This is a genomic window from Streptomyces sp. NPDC040718, from assembly GCF_055593565.1.
In genome coordinates this window covers 68,894-88,671 of sequence record NZ_JBVIXO010000014.1, presented here as the reverse complement: position 1 = coordinate 88,671, position 19,778 = coordinate 68,894, and the positions used below count along the sequence as shown (strand labels likewise).

The following is a 19,778-nucleotide window of genomic DNA, read 5'->3' as shown; positions in this document are numbered from 1 at the left end:
GATTGTCCCTACAGTCGCGACCGAGCGGCTGACGGGTTCCATGCCGCGCCCGGCGGAATGCGTGTCTGCACGGGATGTTTCGAACGCTTCCAGCGGGACCTGAGATCCATTCCGGACCTCTACACGGAATGCGAGAACATGCTCGCGACCACCCCCTGGGACGGGCAGCGGGTCTCCGGTACCCGGTCGTTCGGAATCAAGCTGAACGCCGTCGCCGTCGAAGCGCGCGACACCCTGCGGGTGAGACTCCGGGCATGGTGCGACCTGGTGAACGCGGAACACGGGTGCGTTCCCGCCGGGCAGTCCATGGAGGTGCTCGCCGAGTTCCTCTACCAGCACGCACGCTGGCTGTGCCACCACCCGGCAGCGGGTGACGCCATCAGCGAGATGGCCGAGACCGCCACCATGGCGCGGCGCGTCGTCAGCCCGGAGCGGGTGCGGCGCTTCCGGGTGGGGGCCTGCATCGAGCACGAGTGCGGGGGATCGCTGATCGCGGCGATCCAGGCGGACGGCCAGCTGCCCAGCGAAGTCCGCTGCGACAACGACCCCGGGCACGCCTGGTCGGCGTACGAGTGGCGAGAGCTGGACCGGCGCGTGAGCCACCAGCACCAGGCCGGACTGCCGTGGCTCACCGCCAAGGACGTGGCGGAGCTGTGCCGCATCTCCATGAGCAACGTCTACCGGCTCGCTTCGGAGAACAGCTGGCGGCGGCGGACGAACGGGCGCCGCGTCTACTACGCCAAGGCGGACGTGCTGGCGTCCGTCGGCTGAGAGCGCGACCGCAGCGATGCACCGAAACCGCAGGCCCGGGCCCGTACGGCCGGGCTCCCTCCGGATGAGCGAGTGAGACATGCACGAACCACCAGAACCGACTGCTCCGGCCTCCCTCGTCGAGGCGTTCCAGAGTGCCGCGGCCGCGTACCCGGACCGCATCGCGGTCAAGTGCGGCACGCAGGGCCTCACCTACGCAGAGCTCGACCTGCGGTCCACCCACCTCGCGAGGGAACTGCTGCCCCTCACCCGGACCTCGGCGCGTCCCGTGGGCATTCTGCTCGACCGGTCGGCCGAGATGGCAGTGGCGGCACTCGCCGTGTTGAAGGCCGGCTCGTTCTACCTCCCGCTGGACCCCGAGGCCCCTGCGGCGCGGAACGGCATCATCCTCGAAGACGCCGCGCCCGTGGCCGTGGTGACGTCCCGGAGCCTGGCGGATCGCGTACCGGCGGGCATCGACCGCTGCCTGGTCGATGCCCCGGCGGCGGCTCCGCCGGACTCCGTACTCCTTCCGGAGCGGACGGCGCCCGAGTCGCGGGCCTACGTGATCTTCACCTCGGGAACGACCGGGAGGCCCAAGGGCGTCGAGGTCACCCACCGGAACGTGCTCCGTCTGTTCTCGGAGAGCGCTCCCCTCTTCGGCTTCACGTCCGAGGACGTCTGGACGGTCTTCCACTCGTTCGCCTTCGACTTCTCGGTCTGGGAGATGTGGGGCGCCCTGCTCCACGGCGGCTGCGCGGTCTTCGTGCCGGCCGACGTGGCCAAGGACCCCGCCGCCTTCCGCCGGCTGCTGGAACAGGAGCGGGTGACGGTGCTGAACCAGACGCCTTCGGCGTTCCAGCAGCTGGTGGTCGAGGACGGCCGACACCGGGAACGCCTTCCGCTCAGGTTCGTCGTCTTCGGCGGGGAGGCGCTGCGCTTCTCCGATCTGAAGCCCTGGGCAGCCAAGTACGGTGTCGGGCGGCCCGTTCTCGTCAACATGTACGGGATCACCGAAACGACCGTGCACACCTCGTACCACGAGGTGCGGCAGTCGGACTTGGACGACGGCGACAGCGTCATCGGCCGGCCGCTGCCCGACCTCGACCTCCTCCTGGTCGACGAGGACCTCCGCTGCGTCGAGCCGGGCGAGACCGGCGAGATGGTGGTCGTGGGTCCCGGAGTGGCCCTGGGATACCTGGGACGGCCCGATCTCACGGAGGCGCGCTTCGTCACCCTCGAGGACCCCGCGGGCCGGCCGGTCAGGGGCTACCGTTCGGGCGATCTCGCCCGTCTGCGCCCCGACGGGCTTCTGGTGTACCTGGGCCGCGCCGACAGCCAGGTGAAGATCCGGGGCTTCCGGATCGAACTGGGCGAGGTCGAAGCGGCCCTCGCCCGCCATCCGGCGGTGCGCCACGCGGCGGCCTCCGTACGGGAAGCCGCCGGGGGGCCCACCCTGGTGGGCCACGTTGTGCCTGTACCGGGCGCCGCGCCGGACCTCGCGGAGATCCGCGCGCACCTCGCCCGGGTGCTCCCGCACTACATGATCCCTTCCGCGATCGGACTGCTGGAGGCCATGCCCCTCACGGGCAACGGCAAACTGGACCGAGCCGCCCTGCCGGACGTGGCCGTGACCTCCGGCCGGCCCGCGCAGGCGCCGCGCTCGGCCGCGGAGGCGGAGCTCTGCGGGCTCTTCGCCGAACTCCTCGAACTGGAGGAAGTGGGCCCGCACGACGACTTCTTCGAGCTGGGCGGACACTCCCTGCTGGCCATACGCCTCCAGAACCGGGTGCGGGCGTCCTTCCAGAGCAGGGGAGAGCCCCTGCCGCTCTCCCAGGTCTACCGGAGTCCCACTCCGAAGGGGCTCGCGCAATGGCTCGAACGAGCGGGCCGGGAACTCCCCGCCGGGGGCGTCCGGCCCGACGGCGGCCCCGTGCCGCTGAACCCGCAGCAGGGCGACATGCTGATGCGCCACGTCTTCGCCCCGGACGACCCCGTGCACCACTGCACGATGGGATGGCGGGTGGAGGGCGAGGTGGATCCGGAGGTGCTGGGCCGAGCCGTCGAACACGTCCAGCGTCGGCACGAGGCCCTGCGCTCCTCCTACCGCTTCGACGCGGACCCCGGTCCCGCCGCGGTCCCGCTCGCCCTCGTACCCCCCCGGCCGGCAGTGCTGTGGGCACCGGCTCCCGAGGAGGCCCACGCCCTCCTGCGCCAGGCTCTGGCCCGGCCCTTCCGGCTCGAGGAGGCCGAGGTCTGGCGCGTGGTCGTGGTGACGATCGGACCCGGCGCGTCACACCTCGTCGGTGTCGTCGTGCACCACGTGGCGTTCGACGGCTGGTCCGAGTCCGTTCTGGCGGGGGAGCTCGCCGACGCCTACAACGCGTTGCGGCTCGGCCGCCTGCCGCAGGGGGAGCCGGCGCCGACGCTGCGGGAGGTGGCGGCGGCCCAACGAGCCCGCCCCGCATCCGAGGTCCTCGAGCAGCAGCGCGCGTACTGGCGCGGCGAGCTGACCGGTGTGCCCGCCCTGACGATCCCGGAGGCCCCCGCCCCCGAGCCGGGCGGCGCACCGGAATGCCAGGTGTTCTCCCTCTCGGAGGAGACGCTGAAGCGCGTGGAAGAACGCGCGGGGGAACTGGGAGTGACGCCCTTCGTCGTACTCCTGACGGCCTACGGCGCAGCGCTGGCGGAGGTTTCGGGAGACGAGGACATCGCCGTCGGCACCCCGTTCGCCCTGCGCGGGGACGAGCGGCTGGACCGTGCGGTGTCCTGCCTCGTCGACGTGCTGTGCATCCGGATGCGGTTCTCCGGGAAGGGGGCGGGGCAGCGGGACGTGTCACGCGTCGCGGACACGGTGCGCCGTGCTTTCGCCGCGCAGGACGTCCCCTTCAGCGAGGTCGTCCGGTTGGTCAACCCGCCCCGGGGGCCGCGCGCACCGCTGTTCCAGAACATGTTCGCCCTGCAGAACAACGCCCCGGCGGAAATGGAGCTCGTCGGGGCGACGACCGAGTTCTTCCGTCCGGCGGCCTTCGGGCTGCCGACGGAACTCGTCGCCGAGGTGCGCCCGCACGAACGCGGTGGACCGCAGCTGACCGTCAGCTACCGGCCCCATCAGGTCCCCGCCTCCTTCGCCCGCGAGTTGGGCGCACGCTTCCAGGCACTCCTGGAAGACGTCACCGGGTCCTGACCTGGGACACCTGCCGCAGGCCATCCCCCTCCCGGCCTGCGGCAGGCTCCTCCGGCCCGTGGAGAGCGCACGAGGATCCCTCTTGACAGGGTGGGGATCGACTAAGAATATGTACCTCATAGTGGCTGAGCTGTGCGCTTCGGCCCGGGGACGACGCAAGTCCGCAGTGAGCCGGACCTCCTGTCGGCGTATACCCCCCCTTTTTCTCTCATTTCCTGATTCCGACCGCCTTCACTCCGTACTCGGCCGACCGCTTCGAGCGGCCGCCCGCCGAGCAGGAGTTCCCGCTCGCGCCCTCCCGGTGAGGTGCGGCGCCGGGAACCGGTGCGGTCCTGCGACAGATTGGGCAACCCGGTGGAAGACGCTAGCGCGATGCAGGACTTCGGCTGCGAAGTGGCCATCATCGGCATCGCCGGACGCTTCCCGGGCGCCCCTGACCTGGACCGGTTCTGGCACAACCTGCGCAACGGCGTGGAGTCCATCGGCTTCTTCGACGATGACGAACTGGTCTCCGCGGGCGTCCCCGTGGAGGAGTTCTCCCAGCCGGACTACGTGAAGGCCGGCGCCCGCACCGATGGGATCGACCTCTTCGACGCGGAGTTCTTCGGCTACACGCCGCGAGAGGCCACGATCATGGACCCGCAGCACCGGGTCTTCCTCGAGACGGCCTGGGAGGCCCTGGAGAACGCCGGGTACGGTCCGAGCCGGATCGACACCCCCGTCGGTGTGTTTGGCGGGGCCGGCACCAGCGCCTACCTGCCCCATGTCTTCGCCAACCTCAAGGACGGCGCCGCGATCGGCGCCTCCAACGTGGGACTGGGCAACGAACTGGGCTTCCTGACCACCCGTGTCTCCTACAAGCTCGACCTCCAGGGTCCGAGCATCCCCGTGCACACCGCTTGTTCCAGCTCGCTGGTCGCGGTCCACCTCGCATGCCAGAGCCTGCTCAACCACGAATCGGGCATGGCGCTCGCGGGAGGAGTGGCGTTCAAGGTCAGCCCGCAGAAGGGGTACCGGTTCCAGGAGAGCGGCATCATGTCGCCGGACGGGCACTGCCGCCCCTTCGACGCCGACAGCCGGGGTACGGTCTTCAACAACGGCGTGGGCGTGGTTCTCCTGAAGCGGCTCGCCGACGCGCTGGCCGACAACGACACCGTCTACGCCGTGATCAAGGGCACGGCGGTCAACAACGACGGCGCCACGAAGGCGAGCTTCTCCGCTCCGGCCATCGCGGGGCAGTCCTCCGTCGTTCTGGAGGCACTGGACGTCGCGGGCGTCGAGGCCGACACCATCAGCTACGTGGAAGCGCACGGCAGCGGTACGCAGATCGGCGACTCCATCGAGGTCGAGGCCCTGACCAGGGCGTTCTTCCAGAGCACGGACCGCACGGGCTACTGCGCCCTCGGCTCCGTCAAGTCCAACGTCGGGCACCTGGACGCGGCCTCGGGCATGGCGGGCCTCTTGAAGACCACGCTGTCGCTGCGGCACGGCATGCTGCCCCCCACCCTGCACTTCAACCAGCCCAACCCGCAGATCGACTTCGACCGGTCACCGTTTCGCGTCCAGCGCGACCTGACCTTCTGGGAGTCCCTCGACGGGCCGCGCAGGGCGGGCGTGAGCGCGTTCGGGTTCGGCGGCACCAACGCCCACGTCGTACTGGAGGAGGCACCCGAGCGACCGGTCACCGAGCCCGCGCGCCCCTCGCAGCTCCTGGTGCTCTCGGCCCGCACACCCGAGGCGCTGGAACGGATGACCGACCGCCTGGCCGAGCACCTGCGCCAGGAGCCGCAGGCGCTCGTCGACGTGGCCTTCACCCTGGCGCAGGGGCGCGAGGAGTTCAGGCACCGCCGGACCGTCGTCGCCTCCTCGCCGCAGGAGGCGGCCCGGGCACTGGAGGACCGTGACCCCGCCGCGCTGGCGACCGGGACGGCTCTCGGCACCTCCGCGGAGGTGGCGATGCTGTTCACCGGTCAGGGTGCCCAGCATCCCGGCATGGCCCGTGAACTCTACGAGCGGGAAGTGGAGTTCCGGGAGGCCGTGGACCGCTGCGCGGAAGGACTGCGCGACGTCCTCGGAACGGACGTCCGGGACCTGCTGCTGTGCCCGCCGGACGACGCGCGCGCAGCCGAGCTCCTGAGCAGGACCGAGTTCGCCCAGCCCGCCCTCTTCACCGTCGAGTACGCGCTGGCCGCGCTGTGGGCGTCGTGGGGCGTGACCCCCGCCGCGATGGCCGGGCACAGCCTCGGGGAGTACGTCGCGGCCTGCCTGGCCGGAGTCTTCAAACTCGGCGACGCCCTCCGACTGGTGGCCCTGCGGGGCAGGCTGATGCAGGAACAGGCCCCGGGAGCCATGCTGAGCGTCTCGGCCGGGCGGAGCACCGTCGAGGCACGGATGCCCGGCGGACTGACCCTGGCCGCACACAACGGACCGGCCGACTGCGTGGTCGCGGGAGACGCCGTCCCGGTGGCGGCATTCGCCGCCGACCTGGCGGCCGACGGGATCGGCGCCAGGCCCGTGGCGACCTCGCACGCCTTCCACACCCCGCTGATGGCCCCGATGGTCGACGAGTTCGTCAAGGCGGTCTCCGAGGTCACCCTGACCGCTCCGCACCTGCCCTTCGTCTCCAACGTCACCGGGGAGTGGATCACCGCCGAAGAGGCGACCGACCCCGCCTACTGGGGGGCCCACGTACTGTCCACCGTCGAATTCGCCAAGGGGATCGAGACCCTGGCGGCGGACGACCGACTGGTGTTCCTCGAGGTCGGCCCGGGCCAGACGCTGCGGAGCCTCGTCACGCGCCAGCTCGCCGAAGGCGGGGCGGACCGCGTGGTGGTGGGATCCCTGCCGCACGCCCGTGACGTCCGCGGGCAACTGGCCTCCGTCCAGCGGGCCCTCGGACTGCTGTGGCAGGCGGGCGCGGCCCCGGACTGGTCCGCGTACCACGGCGGGGAGAACCCCGGGCGCGTGGCCCTGCCCACCTACCCCTTCGAGCGCCGGCGGTACTGGCTCGACCCGGCCCCCTCCGCGCCGGCCTCCCCAGCCGCTCCCGCACCCCACGTCCTGCTGGACGAACTGCTGGTCCACACGGCCGACGAGGTCGTGTTCCGCACCGACTTCGACCTCGAACGGCACTGGGTGCTCAGCGAGCACCGGATGCTCTCGGAGGCGATCGTCCCGGGTACGACCTACCTGGAGATGGCCCGCGCGGCGGGATCGGCGCTCTTCGGCACGCCGGTGACCGTGATCAGCGACGTCGAGTTCCAGGTACCGCTCCTGGTGACGGCGGACCGGCCGCGCGAGGCGCACACGATCGTGCGGGCCGACGAGGAGGGCGGCGCGGAGTTCCGGGTCGTGAGCCACGACCCGGACGCGGCGGCCACGGGCCGGCAGTGGACCCTCCACGTGCGGGGCCGCGTGGCCGCGGAGCCGCAGCCGCCGGCCGCGGCTACGGATCCCGCGGAGTCCTCCGCCCGCTGCGGGCTCGCCACCATGGACGGCGGCTCCCTCCAGGCCGGACACCGCGTGATGGAGTTCGGCAGCCGCTGGCAGGAGAGCCTGCGCACGGTGGACGTGGGCGTCCGCTGCGCCCTGGGGACGATGGTCCTGCCCGGCCGCTTCCAGGAGGAGACGGCCGACTACGTACTGCATCCCGCGCTGCTGGACCTCGCCACCGGATTCCACCGGTGGGCCATGTTCGACGGGGAGGACGCGCAGCGGGAGGCTAACGAGGACTTCTACCTGCCGCTCGCCTACGACCGGCTGGTGGTGCACGGCCCGATGCCGGCCTCGTGCACCAGCGTGATCGAACCGGACCCGCGCTTCCAGCAGAGCGGCGAGGTCCGCAAGGTCGACGTGACGGTCCACGACCCGGCCGGTGCCGTCGTCCTGGAGGTCAAGGGGTTCACCGCGAAGCGCGTCAACAGTCCGCGACGGACCATCGACAGTGCCCGGGGTTCGGTCATGCACCACACGCTGAACTGGGTGCGTGCGGACCGTGGCCAGGAGGGACGCCGCGACGTCCGCACGGCCCTGGTTGTGGGTGCCGGGTCGGCACTGCTCGAGGCGACGGCCGAAGGACTGCGCGCGGCCGGCGTCACCGTCGAGACGGAGCTCGCGGACACGGACTGGGCCTCCCGGCCGGATCCCCTGCCGTCGGAGATCGTCTACGTGGCCGGCGGCGGGGCCGACGGCGACGGTGCGCAGGGCCAGGACAGGCTGCTCGACGAGGGCGTCATGGGGCTGCTCGAGCTGGCACGTGCCCTGGCCGGGGCGGGCACCGGTCCCCATCGGATCACGGTCGTCGCACAGCACGTGCACCACGTCACTGGGGACGAGACCCGCCTCGTTCCCGCCCATTCCGCGCTCTTCGGACTCGCCAAGGTCATCGGCCAGGAGCACCAGGAGATCAGCTGCCGGTGCGTGGACGTGGGTGACGACCTGGCGCCCGCGGCGTGGGTCGAGGAGATCCTCTGTTCCGACCCCATCGGCCAGACCGCCCTGCGGGGAGCGGCCCGGTACGCCGCGGAGCTGTCGGTGGTGGATCTGCCCGAGGCCGCCCCGACGCAGGGGACGCCCGACGGCGAAGTTCACCTGATCACGGGAGGCCTGGGCGGTCTCGGCCTGGAAGTCGCCCGGTCGATCAGCCTGCGGCAGCCCGGGGCTGGGATCGCACTGGTCGGCAGGAGCGCGATGCCCGCGCGGGCCGACTGGGACGAGGTCCTGGCCGAGGGGGGCCGGAGCGCCGACCGGATCGCGCTGATCCTGGAGATGGAAGCGCGGGGCACCCGCGTCGTGTGCCTCCGGGGCGACGTCGCGGACGCCCAGGACGTGGCCCGGGTCGTCTCGGCCGTGAGGTCCGAGCTCGGCGCCATCACCCACGTGGTCCACGCCGCGGGGACCGCCGGCGACGGCTTCCTCATGCGCAAGCCCGCGGAGACCTTCCGCGCCACGCTCGCCCCCAAGGCGGACGGCGCGATGGCGCTCCACGAGGCCACCCTCGCCGATCGACCCGTCATGGTGCTGTTCAGCTCCACCACGGCGCTGTTCGGTTCCGCCGGACAGAGCGACTACACCGCGGCCAACCAGTACCTCGACGGATTCGCCGCGTGGCGGAGCAAGGCGGGCCTGCGGACCCTCACGGTGAACTGGACCGACTGGATCGGCACGGGCATGGCTGCGGACCACGGCGTCCGCCAGGACCAGGGGTTCTTCCGGTCCGTCGGGATCGAGGAGGGCATCGCCAGCTACGAGGCGATCCTCAGGGGATCGTCCACGCAGGTGATCGTCGGCGAGATCAACTACGGCATGCTGGGCTCCCTGGATCCTGCGGCCCTCCGGGCCCGGATGGCGACGGCGCCCCTGCGGCTCGCCGAATCCATCCAGCGGAAGGTGTCCGCCCGCTCCGCGGCTGCCGGCCCCGCCCTGCCCGCGGCGCCGAGCACGGACGCCGTACGCCTCACGGGACGCGCGGACGGCGCGTACAGCGAGCTCGAGCGCACCCTCGCAGGCCTGTGGGCGGCCGAGTTCGGCATCTCCGACATCAACGTGTTCGCCAGTCTGTTCGACCTGGGCGGGGACTCGCTGCTCGCCCTGCGGCTGGCCAACAGCCTCCAGAAGGCCCTCGGCGTCAAACTGACGATCGCCGACCTGTTCGCCCACCTGACCGTCGCGGACCTCGCCGCGTACCTGGCTCCGGAAGAGGCGGGCGTCGTGGAAGAGCCGCGGGCGAACCCCGCGGCCGCGGCCCCGACCGGGCAGGACACCGCTGACGAGACCTGGCTCGAACTGTGGAACGGCCAGCGGGGAATGTGGCTGCAGCACCAGCTCGGGGACGGGCGGGCCGAGCTGAACCTGCCCGTGTGGCACCACGTCCACGAGGCGATCGACGTCACCGCCTTCCGTGAGGCCGTCGGATTCCTCGTCGAGCGCCACGACGCACTGCGCCTGTCCTTCCAGGACACCGAGCACGGTCCGCGCCAGCGCGTGCTGCCCCGGCACGACCTCGAGGTCCCCCTGGTGGACCTGACCGCAGAGGGCGACCCGGAGGGCGAGAGCGCCCTCCTCATCCAGGCCGACAACGCGGTCCCCTTCGACGACCTCTCGGTGCCGCCCGTGCGGGCGAAGCTGTACAGGCTGGCGGAGGACCACTACTGCGCCTACCTGAACGTGCACCACATCGTGGCCGACGGGACCAGCATGGGGAACCTGCTCCGTGAGCTGCTGGTGGCCTACCGCGCGCGAGCGGACCGGCGAACGCCCGAACTGGAACCGCTGCCCATGTCGTTCAGCGGCTTCGTCCGGGACCGTCAGGAGTGGCTCGCGGGCCCGGAGAGCGCCGCGATGGAGGCCTACTGGACGGACGAGCTCAGGGCGCCCCTGCCGCGGTTGAGGATCGGAGACCACGACGCGACCTCGGTGGAGGTCGTCAACGACACCCTGGACTTCGCGATCGGGCCGGACCTGGCGACCGGTGTGGCCGAGCTGGCCAGGCGGCTCGACGCGACGGTCCACGTGGTGCTCCTCAGCGCCTTCGTGGTCGCGCTGCACGACATCGGTTCCGACGAGGACATCGTGATGTGCGTTCCGTTCTCGGGCAGGGACACCAAGGAGATGGAGGGGATGGTCGGCGCGTTCGTGAACCCGCTGTCCGTCCGCATCCGCCTGACCGCCTCCGACTCCTTCGGCGACGTGGTCCGGCGCGCCCAGCGCAAGAGCGTGGCTTCGTACGCCAACAGCCGGTACCCCTTCACCCGCCTCTTCGAACGGCTCGCCATCCCGGCGCGGCCGGGGCAGAACCCGGTGTTCTCCAGCGCGTTCCAGTTCACCGACTTCCTGCCGCCCGCCTACCAGACCTCGCAGCTCGACGTCTGCCTGTACGGGAAGCCGGACGGGGACGCCCTCAGCCTGCGCTTCAACTACAACTCCAACCGCCTGTCGAAGGGCGAGATCGTCGACATCCAGGTGACCTTCCTCGCAGTCCTGGGCCAGTCCGTGGGCGATGCGCAGCTGAGTCTGGAGTCCCTCGGCGAGCCGCTGCGGGAAGCACGGAAGGCGACGCGGACGACGTCCGCGGGGGGCCGCGGGCCGGGCGGGCTGCGGTCCTCGCGGCTGCGCCGCTGAGAGGTGCGGCTCCGGCGCCCTGCGCCACCCCGCGAGGGCCCCGTGCGGCACATCGCGTTTGACAGCCACGAGTCCGGTGCCCGGTGACGTCCGGGTCGGTCCAGAAGGAAGTGACAGATGGACGAGCACGAAGGCGGCGAGTACACCGTGCTGGTGAACGCCGAGGAGCAGTACTCGATCTGGCGGACGGGCCGGGAACTGCCCGAGGGGTGGCGGGAGGCCGGCAGACGGGGCGGGAAGGCCGAATGCCTCGCGTACGTGGACGAGACCTGGACCGATTTGCGACCCCTGAGCCTGCGCCGGCGGATGACCGACGGGGTGACCTCGTGAGCGAGCTGGTCAGGCCGCTCGTCAGCCGCCCCCGGGCGACCCAGAGGCTGTTCTGCTTCCCCTATGCCGGCGGGGGCGTCTCGGTGTTCCGCGGGTGGGCCGCCGGTCTGCCCGAGGAGGTTGAGCCGTGGGCGATCCAGCTGCCCGGGCGTGAGGACCGGCTCGGCACGCCGCCGTTCCAGAGCATGAGCGACGTCCTCAACGCGCTGGTGCCGGCGGTCATCCCCCGGCTCGACAGGCCGTTCGCCTTCTTCGGACACAGCATGGGAGCGGTCGTCGCGCTGGAGCTCGCGCGCACCCTGGGCCGCCTGGAATCGGGATCGCCGGAGGTGCTCTTCGTATCGGGCCGGGTGCCTCCCCAGGCGATGGAAGTGGCGGATCCGCCGCTGCACCAGCGGTCCGACGAGGATCTCGTCGAGCTCCTTCGCAGCTGGCGGGCCACCCCCGAGGCCGTCCTGGCGGACCGCGAGCTGATGCGGTTGTTCCTTCCCGTGGTCCGTGCGGACCTCTCCGTCATCGAGACCCACACGTTCACCGGCGGTGCGCCGCTCGGCTGCCCGATCACTGCGTTCGGCGGTACCGAGGACAACGCCGCCCCCTCGGTTCTGGAGCGCTGGGGCGAACTGACGGACAACCGGTTCGACCTGCGCATGTTCCCGGGCGGCCACTTCTTCGTGAACTCGGCTCGCGAGGCCGTGGTCGCGGCGGTGGCGGCCGGGCTCGGCCGGGCGGCCGCCACGCGCGTCGGCTGACCCCCCCCGGGCCCGCGGATCCTTCGTGGGCCGCCCCCCCCTCTCTCTCACACGCATTGCCCTGGCCAGCCCTCGCAATGCGGCCTTCCGTGCCTTCTTGACCGATGGAACTTGGTGGAACGACATGACTCTGCAGACCGGGGCCGAACCGAACGACGGCCGGCCAGTCGCCTCCGTGGTGGATGTCGTCTCGACGACGTGGGCCGCCGTCCTGCGGACCGGAACCCCGGAGCCGGACGCCAACTTCTTCGCCCTGGGCGGGAACTCGCTCCAGGGAGCCCGGGTGATCAGCCGGCTGCGCGAGGAGCTCGGCATCCAGATCCCCCTCACCGTCCTCTTCGAGAACCAGACGGTGGGTGAACTCGCCGCGGCCATCGAGGCCCTGGGGACGCCGGCCTCGGCCGCCGCGCCGACCATCGAGCACCTGGAGCGGCGGGCCGGCGGGGTGTTCCACGCCCCGACGTCCTTCGTGCAGCAGCGCATGTGGGTGGAGGAGCACATCCAGGGGCCCAGCTCCCGGTACAGCATCCCCTCGGCCATCGAGATCGAGGGACCGCTCGACGTCGAGGCCCTGGAAGAGGCCGTCCGGTCGCTGGTGGAGCGGCACGAGGTCTTCCGCACCACCATCCGCGCCGTCGACGGGGTTCCCCAGCAGGTCGTGGCGCCGGACTCGGACGTGGCCCTGCGCACCGTCGACCTGCGCCCGGAGCCGGCGGACCAGCGCGAGCAGATCCTGATGGACCGGCTGGCCTCGTCCGCCCGCCGTCCCTTCGACATCGAGCGCGGTCCACTGCTGAGGGTGGAGCTCTATCGGCTGGACGAGGACTGGCACGTCCTCCTGATCAACCTGCACCACATCATCACGGACGTCCGCTCCTTCGAACTCGTCGTGTCCGAGCTGCTCGGGCTGTACTCGCGCAAGGGCGCACCGGCCGCCGGGGCACAGCGGCCGCCGGTGCAGTACGCGGACTACGCCGCGTGGCAGCGCCGCACCATCGGCGACGCCGCGGTGGACGACCAGCTGGAGTACTGGAAGGAGCAGCTGCGGGCACCCTTGCCGGTCCTCGACCTGCCCACCGACATGCCCTACCGGGACACCTCCTCGGGACGGGGCGCCTCGGTGACAGTCGAGCTGCCCCGGGCGGTCTCGCGCCGCCTGCGGGAGCTGTCCAAGGAACACGACAGCACGCCGTTCATGACGCTGCTCGCGCTGCTCAACGTCCTGATGCACAGGTACAGCGGCCAGAGCGACATCGTGATCGGCACCCCGAGCGCCAACCGCGACCTGCCAGAGCTGGAGGGGATGCTCGGATGCTTCCTGAACACGCTCGCGATCCGCAGTGACCTGTCCGGGGACCCGAGCCTGACGGAGCTCCTCCACCGGGTCCGCGAGACGGCACTGGCCGCGTACGCCCACCAGGACGTGCCGTACGAGCGCGTGGTCAACGCCGTCACGGTGGACCGGTCCGCCCGCCAGGGACTGTTCCGCGTCATGCTGGCCTTCCAGCACGAGATCCCGGTGCCCGAACTGCCGGGCCTCACGGTCGGCGACGTGGACCTCGGCCTCGAGGCGGTGAAGTTCGACCTGGTGTTCGCCGTGACGGAGACCGAGTTCACCTACCGGGTGTCCCTGGAGTACAACAGCGACCTCTTCGTCGAGGACACGGCCTGGCGCATCCTGGACCACCTGGGCGTCCTGGTCGCCGACGCCGTGGCCGACCCCGGGAAGAGGATCTCGCAGCTCACCGTCCTGCCGGAGGAGGAGCGGCGCCGGATCGCGAAGTGGTCGGCCTCGGCCCACGGCCCCTACGCCACGGACCTGTTCCTGCACCGCCTCTTCGAGGAACAGGTGCGCCGGACGCCCGACGCACCGGCCCTGGAGAGCGGCACGGACGTACTGACCTACCGCGAGCTGGACGCCCTCGCCGACCGGCAGGCGGCCGACCTCGCGGGCCGTGGCATCGGCACCGACGACCTCGTCGGCCTGTGCGCGGAGCCCTCCCTGGAACTGATGGTCGGCATCCTCGGCATCATCAAGGCGGGTGCCGGCTACGTGCCGCTCGACCCCATCGCGCCGGCCGACCGCATGGCGTACGTCGTGGCCGACAGCGGTATGAAGGTCCTCGTCACCACTCCGGCGCTCCGTGACGGGCTGCCGGCGGAGGTCGTCGGCGCCGTGGAGTCGACCACCGTGGACGCGAAGGCGCCCGGGCAGCAGGGGGCCGTGCCGGACACGCGTCGGCGGCCCCCCGTCGAGGTCGACTCCTCCCAGCTCGTCTACCTCATGTACACCTCCGGGACGACCGGTCGGCCCAAGGGCGTCGGCCTTCCGCACCGGGCGATCACGCCGTGGATCCAGTGGGCCCAGGACATCCGGCCGATCGGCCCGGGCGTCCGCGTGGTGCACAACCTCTTCTACCACTTCGACTGGTCCGTCGAGCAGATGTTCCACGCCCTGACCAGCGGCGCGTGCCTCGTGATGATGCCCGGCGAGGTGCGGGCCGACCCGGCGGCCACGGCGCGGTTCATCAACGAGCGCGCGATCAACATGCTCTACCTGACCCCCACCCAGATGCGCGGGCTGGCGGACACGGGCACGTCCATGCCCTCCCTGCGCCACGTGTCCATGGGTGGCGAGAACCTGGACGCCGAGCTGGTCGCACGGACCCGCAAGGTGGTGGCCGGGGACTGCGAGATCTGGAACGAGTACGGACCGACGGAGACGGCCGGCGCCGCGCTGGTCGGCCGGATGGGGGACGAACCCCTCGAACGCACCTCCATGCCCCTGGGTGAGCTGATCGCCAACGCCACCTGCGCGGTCGTGGACCGCTGGGAGAACCCCCAGCCGATCGGCGTGCCGGGTGAGCTGTGGATCGGCGGCGACGGAGTGGCGCGGGGGTACCGCAACCTGCCGGGCCTGACCGCGGAGCGCTTCACCGCCGACCCTTCGAACCCGGGGCGCCGGCTGTACCGAACCGGCGACCTCGTGAGGTGGCTGCCGAACGGTGAGATGGAGTTCCTCGGACGCGTCGACAGCCAGGTGAAGATCCGCGGTGTGCGCGTGGAACTCGAGGAGATCGAGTCCGTGCTGCGAGGCCATCCCGACGTCGCGAACGCGGTCGTGGTGCTGGAGCCCGACCAGCGTCTCGTCGCGTATCTGGAGTCCGCTCCCGGAACACACCCCGACGAGGGCTCGGTACGAGCCCACCTGGCTCCGAAGCTGCCCATCGTCATGCAGCCCTCGGTCTTCGTCTGGATGGCGTCGATCCCCTCTTCCGCGACCGGCAAGGTCGACCGGTCCCGGCTGCCGCGGCCCACGGCGGCACCGGCGCCCGCGGAACCCGCGGTCGTGCCGCCGTCCACCCCGATGGAGCACCTGGTCGCCGCGACGTGGACGGAGGTCCTGCGGCAGGACGTCCTCAGCGTCGAAGCCGACTTCTTCGAGATCGGCGGCGACTCGTTCTCCCTGCTCTCCGTCGTCAACGCCCTCCGCGAGGAGCTCGGCCTCGACATCCCGGTGCGCGCCGTCGTCGACAGCCCGACGGTCGCCGGCCTCGCCGGGTACCTCGAATCCCTGCGCTGGGCGCTCCGTTCCCAGGTGTCGGCCGTCGACACCAGCGGTGAGCGCGAGGTGGGCGAGCTGTGACGGGAACCGCGGAGCACCCCGCCGTGCAACAGCCGCCGGCGCCGGCCCGGGGCGTGGTCGATCTCCTGCTGGAGATGCGCTCGCTGAACATCGTCCTGTGGGCGGAGGAGGGGAAACTGCGCTTCGACGCGCCGGCCGGGGCGATGACGGACGCGGTCCGCGCCGAACTGACCGGCCGCAAGGGCGAGATCGTGGCCTTCCTGGAGGACACCGACGTCGCGGAGCGATCCACCGTCCGGATCACGATGCGCGACGGTACCCGCCTGGCCGCCGACGTGTTCCGGCCCCGGCGGCGCGGCGCCGTCGTCGAGGAGGCCCTCCCCGTGCTCTGGTGCCACGAGCGGTACCGGCGGGCCGAGACGGTGGAGGGCGGTGTGCTCACCAAACTCGACTCCCAGCCCTGGCTGAAGGAGATGCTGCGGAACGAGTACGTGGTCGTCGTCGTCGACTCGCGCGGCAGCGGCGCCTCGGAGGGGACCCGGCGGATCGAGTTCAGTGACGAGGAGGCGCAGGACGCCTTCGAGGTGACCGAGTGGATCGCGGCCCAACCCTGGTCGAGCGGCCGCGTCGGCATGTACGGCCTCTCCTACTCGGGGATCAACCAGCTGTTGACCGCGGCGACGGCACCGCCCCACCTCACGGCGATCCTGCCGCAGATGGCGATGTTCGACCTGTACGAGTTCCTGCGGCCGGGCGGTGTCTTCCGCGACGACTTCGCGCGCAACTGGAGCGAACTGGTGCGCGGGCTGGACACGCTGGCCGGGGCTGCCGGCGCCGGTGCCGGCGAGGGCCCGGAGGATCCGGCCGGCTACCTGGCGGGGCACCAGGGGAACGCGGACGTCTTCGGCCAGGCGGCGGCGCTCGAGTTCCGCGACAGCATCGAGCCGGCCACCGGCCTGGCTCCCTACCGGGACGTCAGTCCGGCGACCGCTCGCGACGCGGTGAGCGCGTCGGGCATCCCGGTGTGCCACCTGGGAGGCTGGCACGACATCTGGGCACGCGACACCACACTGTGGTTCCGCAATCTGGACAACCCGCAGCGCATGGTGATCGGCCCGTGGAGCCACAACAACTGGAAGAACGAGGACCTGGCACGCGAACACCTCCGCTGGTACGACCACTGGCTGAAGGGCATCGACAACGGGGTCATGGTCGAGCCGCCGGTCCGGTACTTCACCATGGGCGCGGGGACGGCGACCGGATGGAAGACGGCCGACACCTGGCCGCCGGCCGCGGCGAGCCCCCAGGAGCTGCTCCTCGGCGGCGGATCCAGCGGCACGATCCGGTCCGTCAACGACGGAGAGCTGGAGCGGGCCGGGACACCGGCCGGCGGGGTGGGGGCCGACGGCGACGGTGACGCCTACACGGTCGACTACTCCACGACCTCCGGCCGCACGACCCGGTGGTCGGACGGGTACGCGGGCGGGTTCCACTACGACCTCACGCCGAACGACCGCAAGGCCCTGACCTACACGTCGGCGGTGCTGTCCGAAGACCTGGAGGTGACGGGCCACCCCCTCTTGCACCTGTGGGTGACGTCGACCCATCCGGACGGCGCCTTCTTCGTGTACCTCAGCGAGGTGGACGACCACGGGGCGTCCCACTACGTGACCGAGGGCGTGCTGCGGGCTTCGCACCGCGGGAGCGGCCCCGCACCGTTCGACAGGATGGGGCTGCCCTATCAGGCGGGGACGCGGGACGCGCTCATGCCGCTGCCGCCGGGTGAGCCCGTCGAACTGGTCATCGACCTCCACCCGACGTCCTACGCCTTCTCGGCGGGCCGGCGCCTGCGGGTCAGCATCACCTGCTGCGACCGGGACAACGCGCACGTCGAGCAGCACACCCCCGCCCCCGTCATCACGGTCCACCGCGGTGCGCGCCACCCGTCCCGGCTGGTCCTGCCGGTCGTACCGAGGGCCTGACCCACCGACGTCCCGGTCCGCCGGAGCACCAGAAAGGTAATGCGTTGCCTGCACACCAGTACCGGGTCGTAGGGGTCGAGTTCGGGAAGGAGACCCCGCCCCGCTCCTTCGCGACGCTGCTCCCGCCGCCCTGGCGGGACGGCTACCACCGCATCGACCTGCTCACCCACCCGGACATCCGCCGGACGGTGCCCACCATCGAGGAGCAGGCCGAGTACTGGGCACGCCGACTGGGCCCGGAGCCTGGACCGTCCGTGGTGCTGGGCTATTGCTCCGGAGCCGGGGTCGCGTCCGAGCTGGCGGCGAGGATGGGGGCGGACACCACCCTGGTCCTGATCGACCCGGCCGCCCCCACGGCGGGAGAGGCCCAGGAACTGCTGGTCGAACTCGCCACGGGGATGGACGAGGGCCTCCCGCCCGGTGACGTGCCGGACATCCTGGGCCGCGGCCCGGCCGAGGCGCTGGCCGTGATCAGCGGCTTCCTGCGCTCGGTCGTCGAACGGTGCGCTCCGGACCTGCCGTCCGACATCGCCGACTCGCTCACCGAGCACCAGCGCGCCTGGCTGAGCTACACCCTGGCCGCGGGCGCGCACGGGGGCGCCCTGCGGGACGAACCCGACCACGTCCTCCTCAGCGAGGCCGCGCGCTGGGAGCACACCGGCAGCGCCCGGCCGCACCGGTTCCCCGTCGGCGAAGTGGACCTGTTCAGCTCCGCGGAGGCCATGTCGGTGATCGCCGACGTGCTCGACGGGAGACTCCCGCCGACGGGCTCCGGCGCCTAGTCCCCAGCCCCCACCACCTATCACGCAGAGGCGGCAAACCATGGACCCCACCTGTCCCTACGGGCGAGAACAGGGAGCCATGCCGGTGGACCCGTGCATGGACTACATAGCCCTCCGAGGCACCGGGACGATCAGGCGGGACGACGATCTGGGCGTCTGGATCGTGACGGGCTTCCACGAGGTGTCCGAGCTGTTGCGCAACCCGGCGCTGTCCTCGGCGTGGCCGGAACGCGGCAGGACGCTGCTGCACGCAGACCAGTCGGAGACGGAAGGCGCCATGCGCACCGCCGACATCGTCCGGCGCTGGTTCATGTTCAACGACGCGCCGCGCCACCAGCTCCTGCGGGGCCTGATGGCCCCCCTGTTCTCGGCAGGACGGGTGGCCGAACTCCGGCCCTTCGTCGAGCGGACCGTCGGGGAGCTCCTCGACGGCGCGCCGGACCCCATCGACGTGATCGGCGGGCTGTCGGAGCCGCTGGCCGCCCGGGTCGTGTGCCGGGTGCTCGGGATCCCGCAGGAGGTGGCCCCCCGGATGGCCGCCTGGGCCCTGGACATCGCGGCCCTGCTGGTGGCCGACTACCTGCCCCGGGTCGTCGAACGCGGCATGAGGGCCCTCCAGGAGATCGAGGGCGTCGTGGCGGAGACCCTCCGTTCCGCCCGGGTGCCGGCCGGGAGCGCCCTGGACGTCCTGGAGCGCGCGCACCGGGAAGGCCGGATCGAGGAACCGGACATCGCCGCGACGGCGAGCCTGCTGGTCTTCGCCGGTTTCGACACCACGTCGACCTTCATCGGCAAGGCCGTACGCACGCTCGTGCACACCGGCCGGTGGAACGACGCGCGCACGGAGGACCTCGCCCCGGTGATCGACGAACTCCTGCGCTTCGACACCTCGGTTCAGCAGGTCGCGCGGGTCGCGGTCGCACCCGTGGAATGCGCGGGGCACCGGATCGAGCCCGGCGAGCTGGTCCTGCTCATGCTGGGCGTGGCCAATCGCCACGACGAGGTGTTCCCGGCGCCGGACACCCTGGACACGGAGCGGCGTACCGCCCGGCACCTGGCTTTCGGCTACGGCGCGCACTACTGCCTGGGCTCGTCCCTGGCCAAGCTCGAAGCCGCCGCGGCGCTGACCGGCCTCGTCGAGCGGTTCGGTGAGGCCGAGCTGGCCGAACCCCCCGTACTGCGTCCTCACTACGGCGTGACCGTGCTGGAGCACCTCTGGCTGCGCGGGCGCCGCTGACCCGGTACCGGACCCGGACCCGGACGAACGTCCCCGCAAGCCCCCGAACAGGA

The 19,778-nt window shown here is 71.6% G+C and carries 9 protein-coding genes; all 9 read left to right on the top strand.

What is annotated here, in order from left to right:
• Positions 1-138 precede the first annotated feature (138 nt).
• On the top strand, positions 139-771 hold the full coding sequence (locus ACZ597_RS28500; RefSeq protein WP_471335779.1) for a helix-turn-helix domain-containing protein: 633 nt from the start codon (positions 139-141) through the stop codon (positions 769-771).
• Positions 772-850: 79 nt separating this feature from the next.
• Positions 851-3,937 (top strand): amino acid adenylation domain-containing protein, encoded by a 3,087-nt coding sequence (locus ACZ597_RS28495; protein WP_471335776.1) that lies wholly within the window; start codon positions 851-853, stop codon positions 3,935-3,937.
• A 372-nt stretch (positions 3,938-4,309) separates the two neighbouring features.
• Positions 4,310-11,056: an SDR family NAD(P)-dependent oxidoreductase gene (locus ACZ597_RS28490; protein WP_471335773.1), complete on the top strand. Its 6,747-nt coding sequence runs from the start codon at positions 4,310-4,312 to the stop codon at positions 11,054-11,056.
• 117 nt (positions 11,057-11,173) lie between these two features.
• Entirely contained in the window at positions 11,174-11,386 is a 213-nt protein-coding gene (locus tag ACZ597_RS28485) for an MbtH family protein (RefSeq protein ID WP_471335770.1), read from the top strand.
• Positions 11,383-12,138, top strand: coding sequence for a thioesterase II family protein (locus ACZ597_RS28480; protein ID WP_471335767.1), 756 nt, complete (start codon positions 11,383-11,385; stop codon positions 12,136-12,138). Before ACZ597_RS28485 ends, ACZ597_RS28480 begins: the two co-directional genes overlap by 4 nt.
• Before the next feature lie 124 nt (positions 12,139-12,262).
• Complete coding sequence (locus ACZ597_RS28475; RefSeq protein WP_471335764.1) at positions 12,263-15,784, top strand: non-ribosomal peptide synthetase; 3,522 nt, start codon at positions 12,263-12,265, stop codon at positions 15,782-15,784.
• A complete protein-coding gene (locus ACZ597_RS28470) occupies positions 15,781-17,706 on the top strand; it encodes a CocE/NonD family hydrolase (RefSeq protein WP_471335761.1) in 1,926 nt (641 codons plus the stop codon). Before ACZ597_RS28475 ends, ACZ597_RS28470 begins: the two co-directional genes overlap by 4 nt.
• A gap of 44 nt (positions 17,707-17,750) precedes the next feature.
• On the top strand, positions 17,751-18,488 hold the full coding sequence (locus ACZ597_RS28465) for an alpha/beta hydrolase family protein (protein ID WP_471335758.1): 738 nt from the start codon (positions 17,751-17,753) through the stop codon (positions 18,486-18,488).
• Between the two features lie 97 nt (positions 18,489-18,585).
• Entirely contained in the window at positions 18,586-19,725 is a 1,140-nt protein-coding gene (locus ACZ597_RS28460; protein WP_471335755.1) for a cytochrome P450, read from the top strand.
• Positions 19,726-19,778 lie beyond the last annotated feature (53 nt).

Bases quoted from the DNA above. Each gene is read 5' to 3' on its own strand.
- ACZ597_RS28500 (WP_471335779.1), top strand. From the start codon at position 139: ATGCTCGCGACCACCCCCTGGGACGGGCAGCGGGTCTCCGGTACCCGG.
- ACZ597_RS28495 (WP_471335776.1), top strand. From the start codon at position 851: ATGCACGAACCACCAGAACCGACTGCTCCGGCCTCCCTCGTCGAGGCG.
- ACZ597_RS28490 (WP_471335773.1), top strand. From the start codon at position 4,310: ATGCAGGACTTCGGCTGCGAAGTGGCCATCATCGGCATCGCCGGACGC.
- ACZ597_RS28485 (WP_471335770.1), top strand. From the start codon at position 11,174: ATGGACGAGCACGAAGGCGGCGAGTACACCGTGCTGGTGAACGCCGAG.
- ACZ597_RS28475 (WP_471335764.1), top strand. From the start codon at position 12,263: ATGACTCTGCAGACCGGGGCCGAACCGAACGACGGCCGGCCAGTCGCC.
- ACZ597_RS28460 (WP_471335755.1), top strand. From the start codon at position 18,586: ATGGACTACATAGCCCTCCGAGGCACCGGGACGATCAGGCGGGACGAC.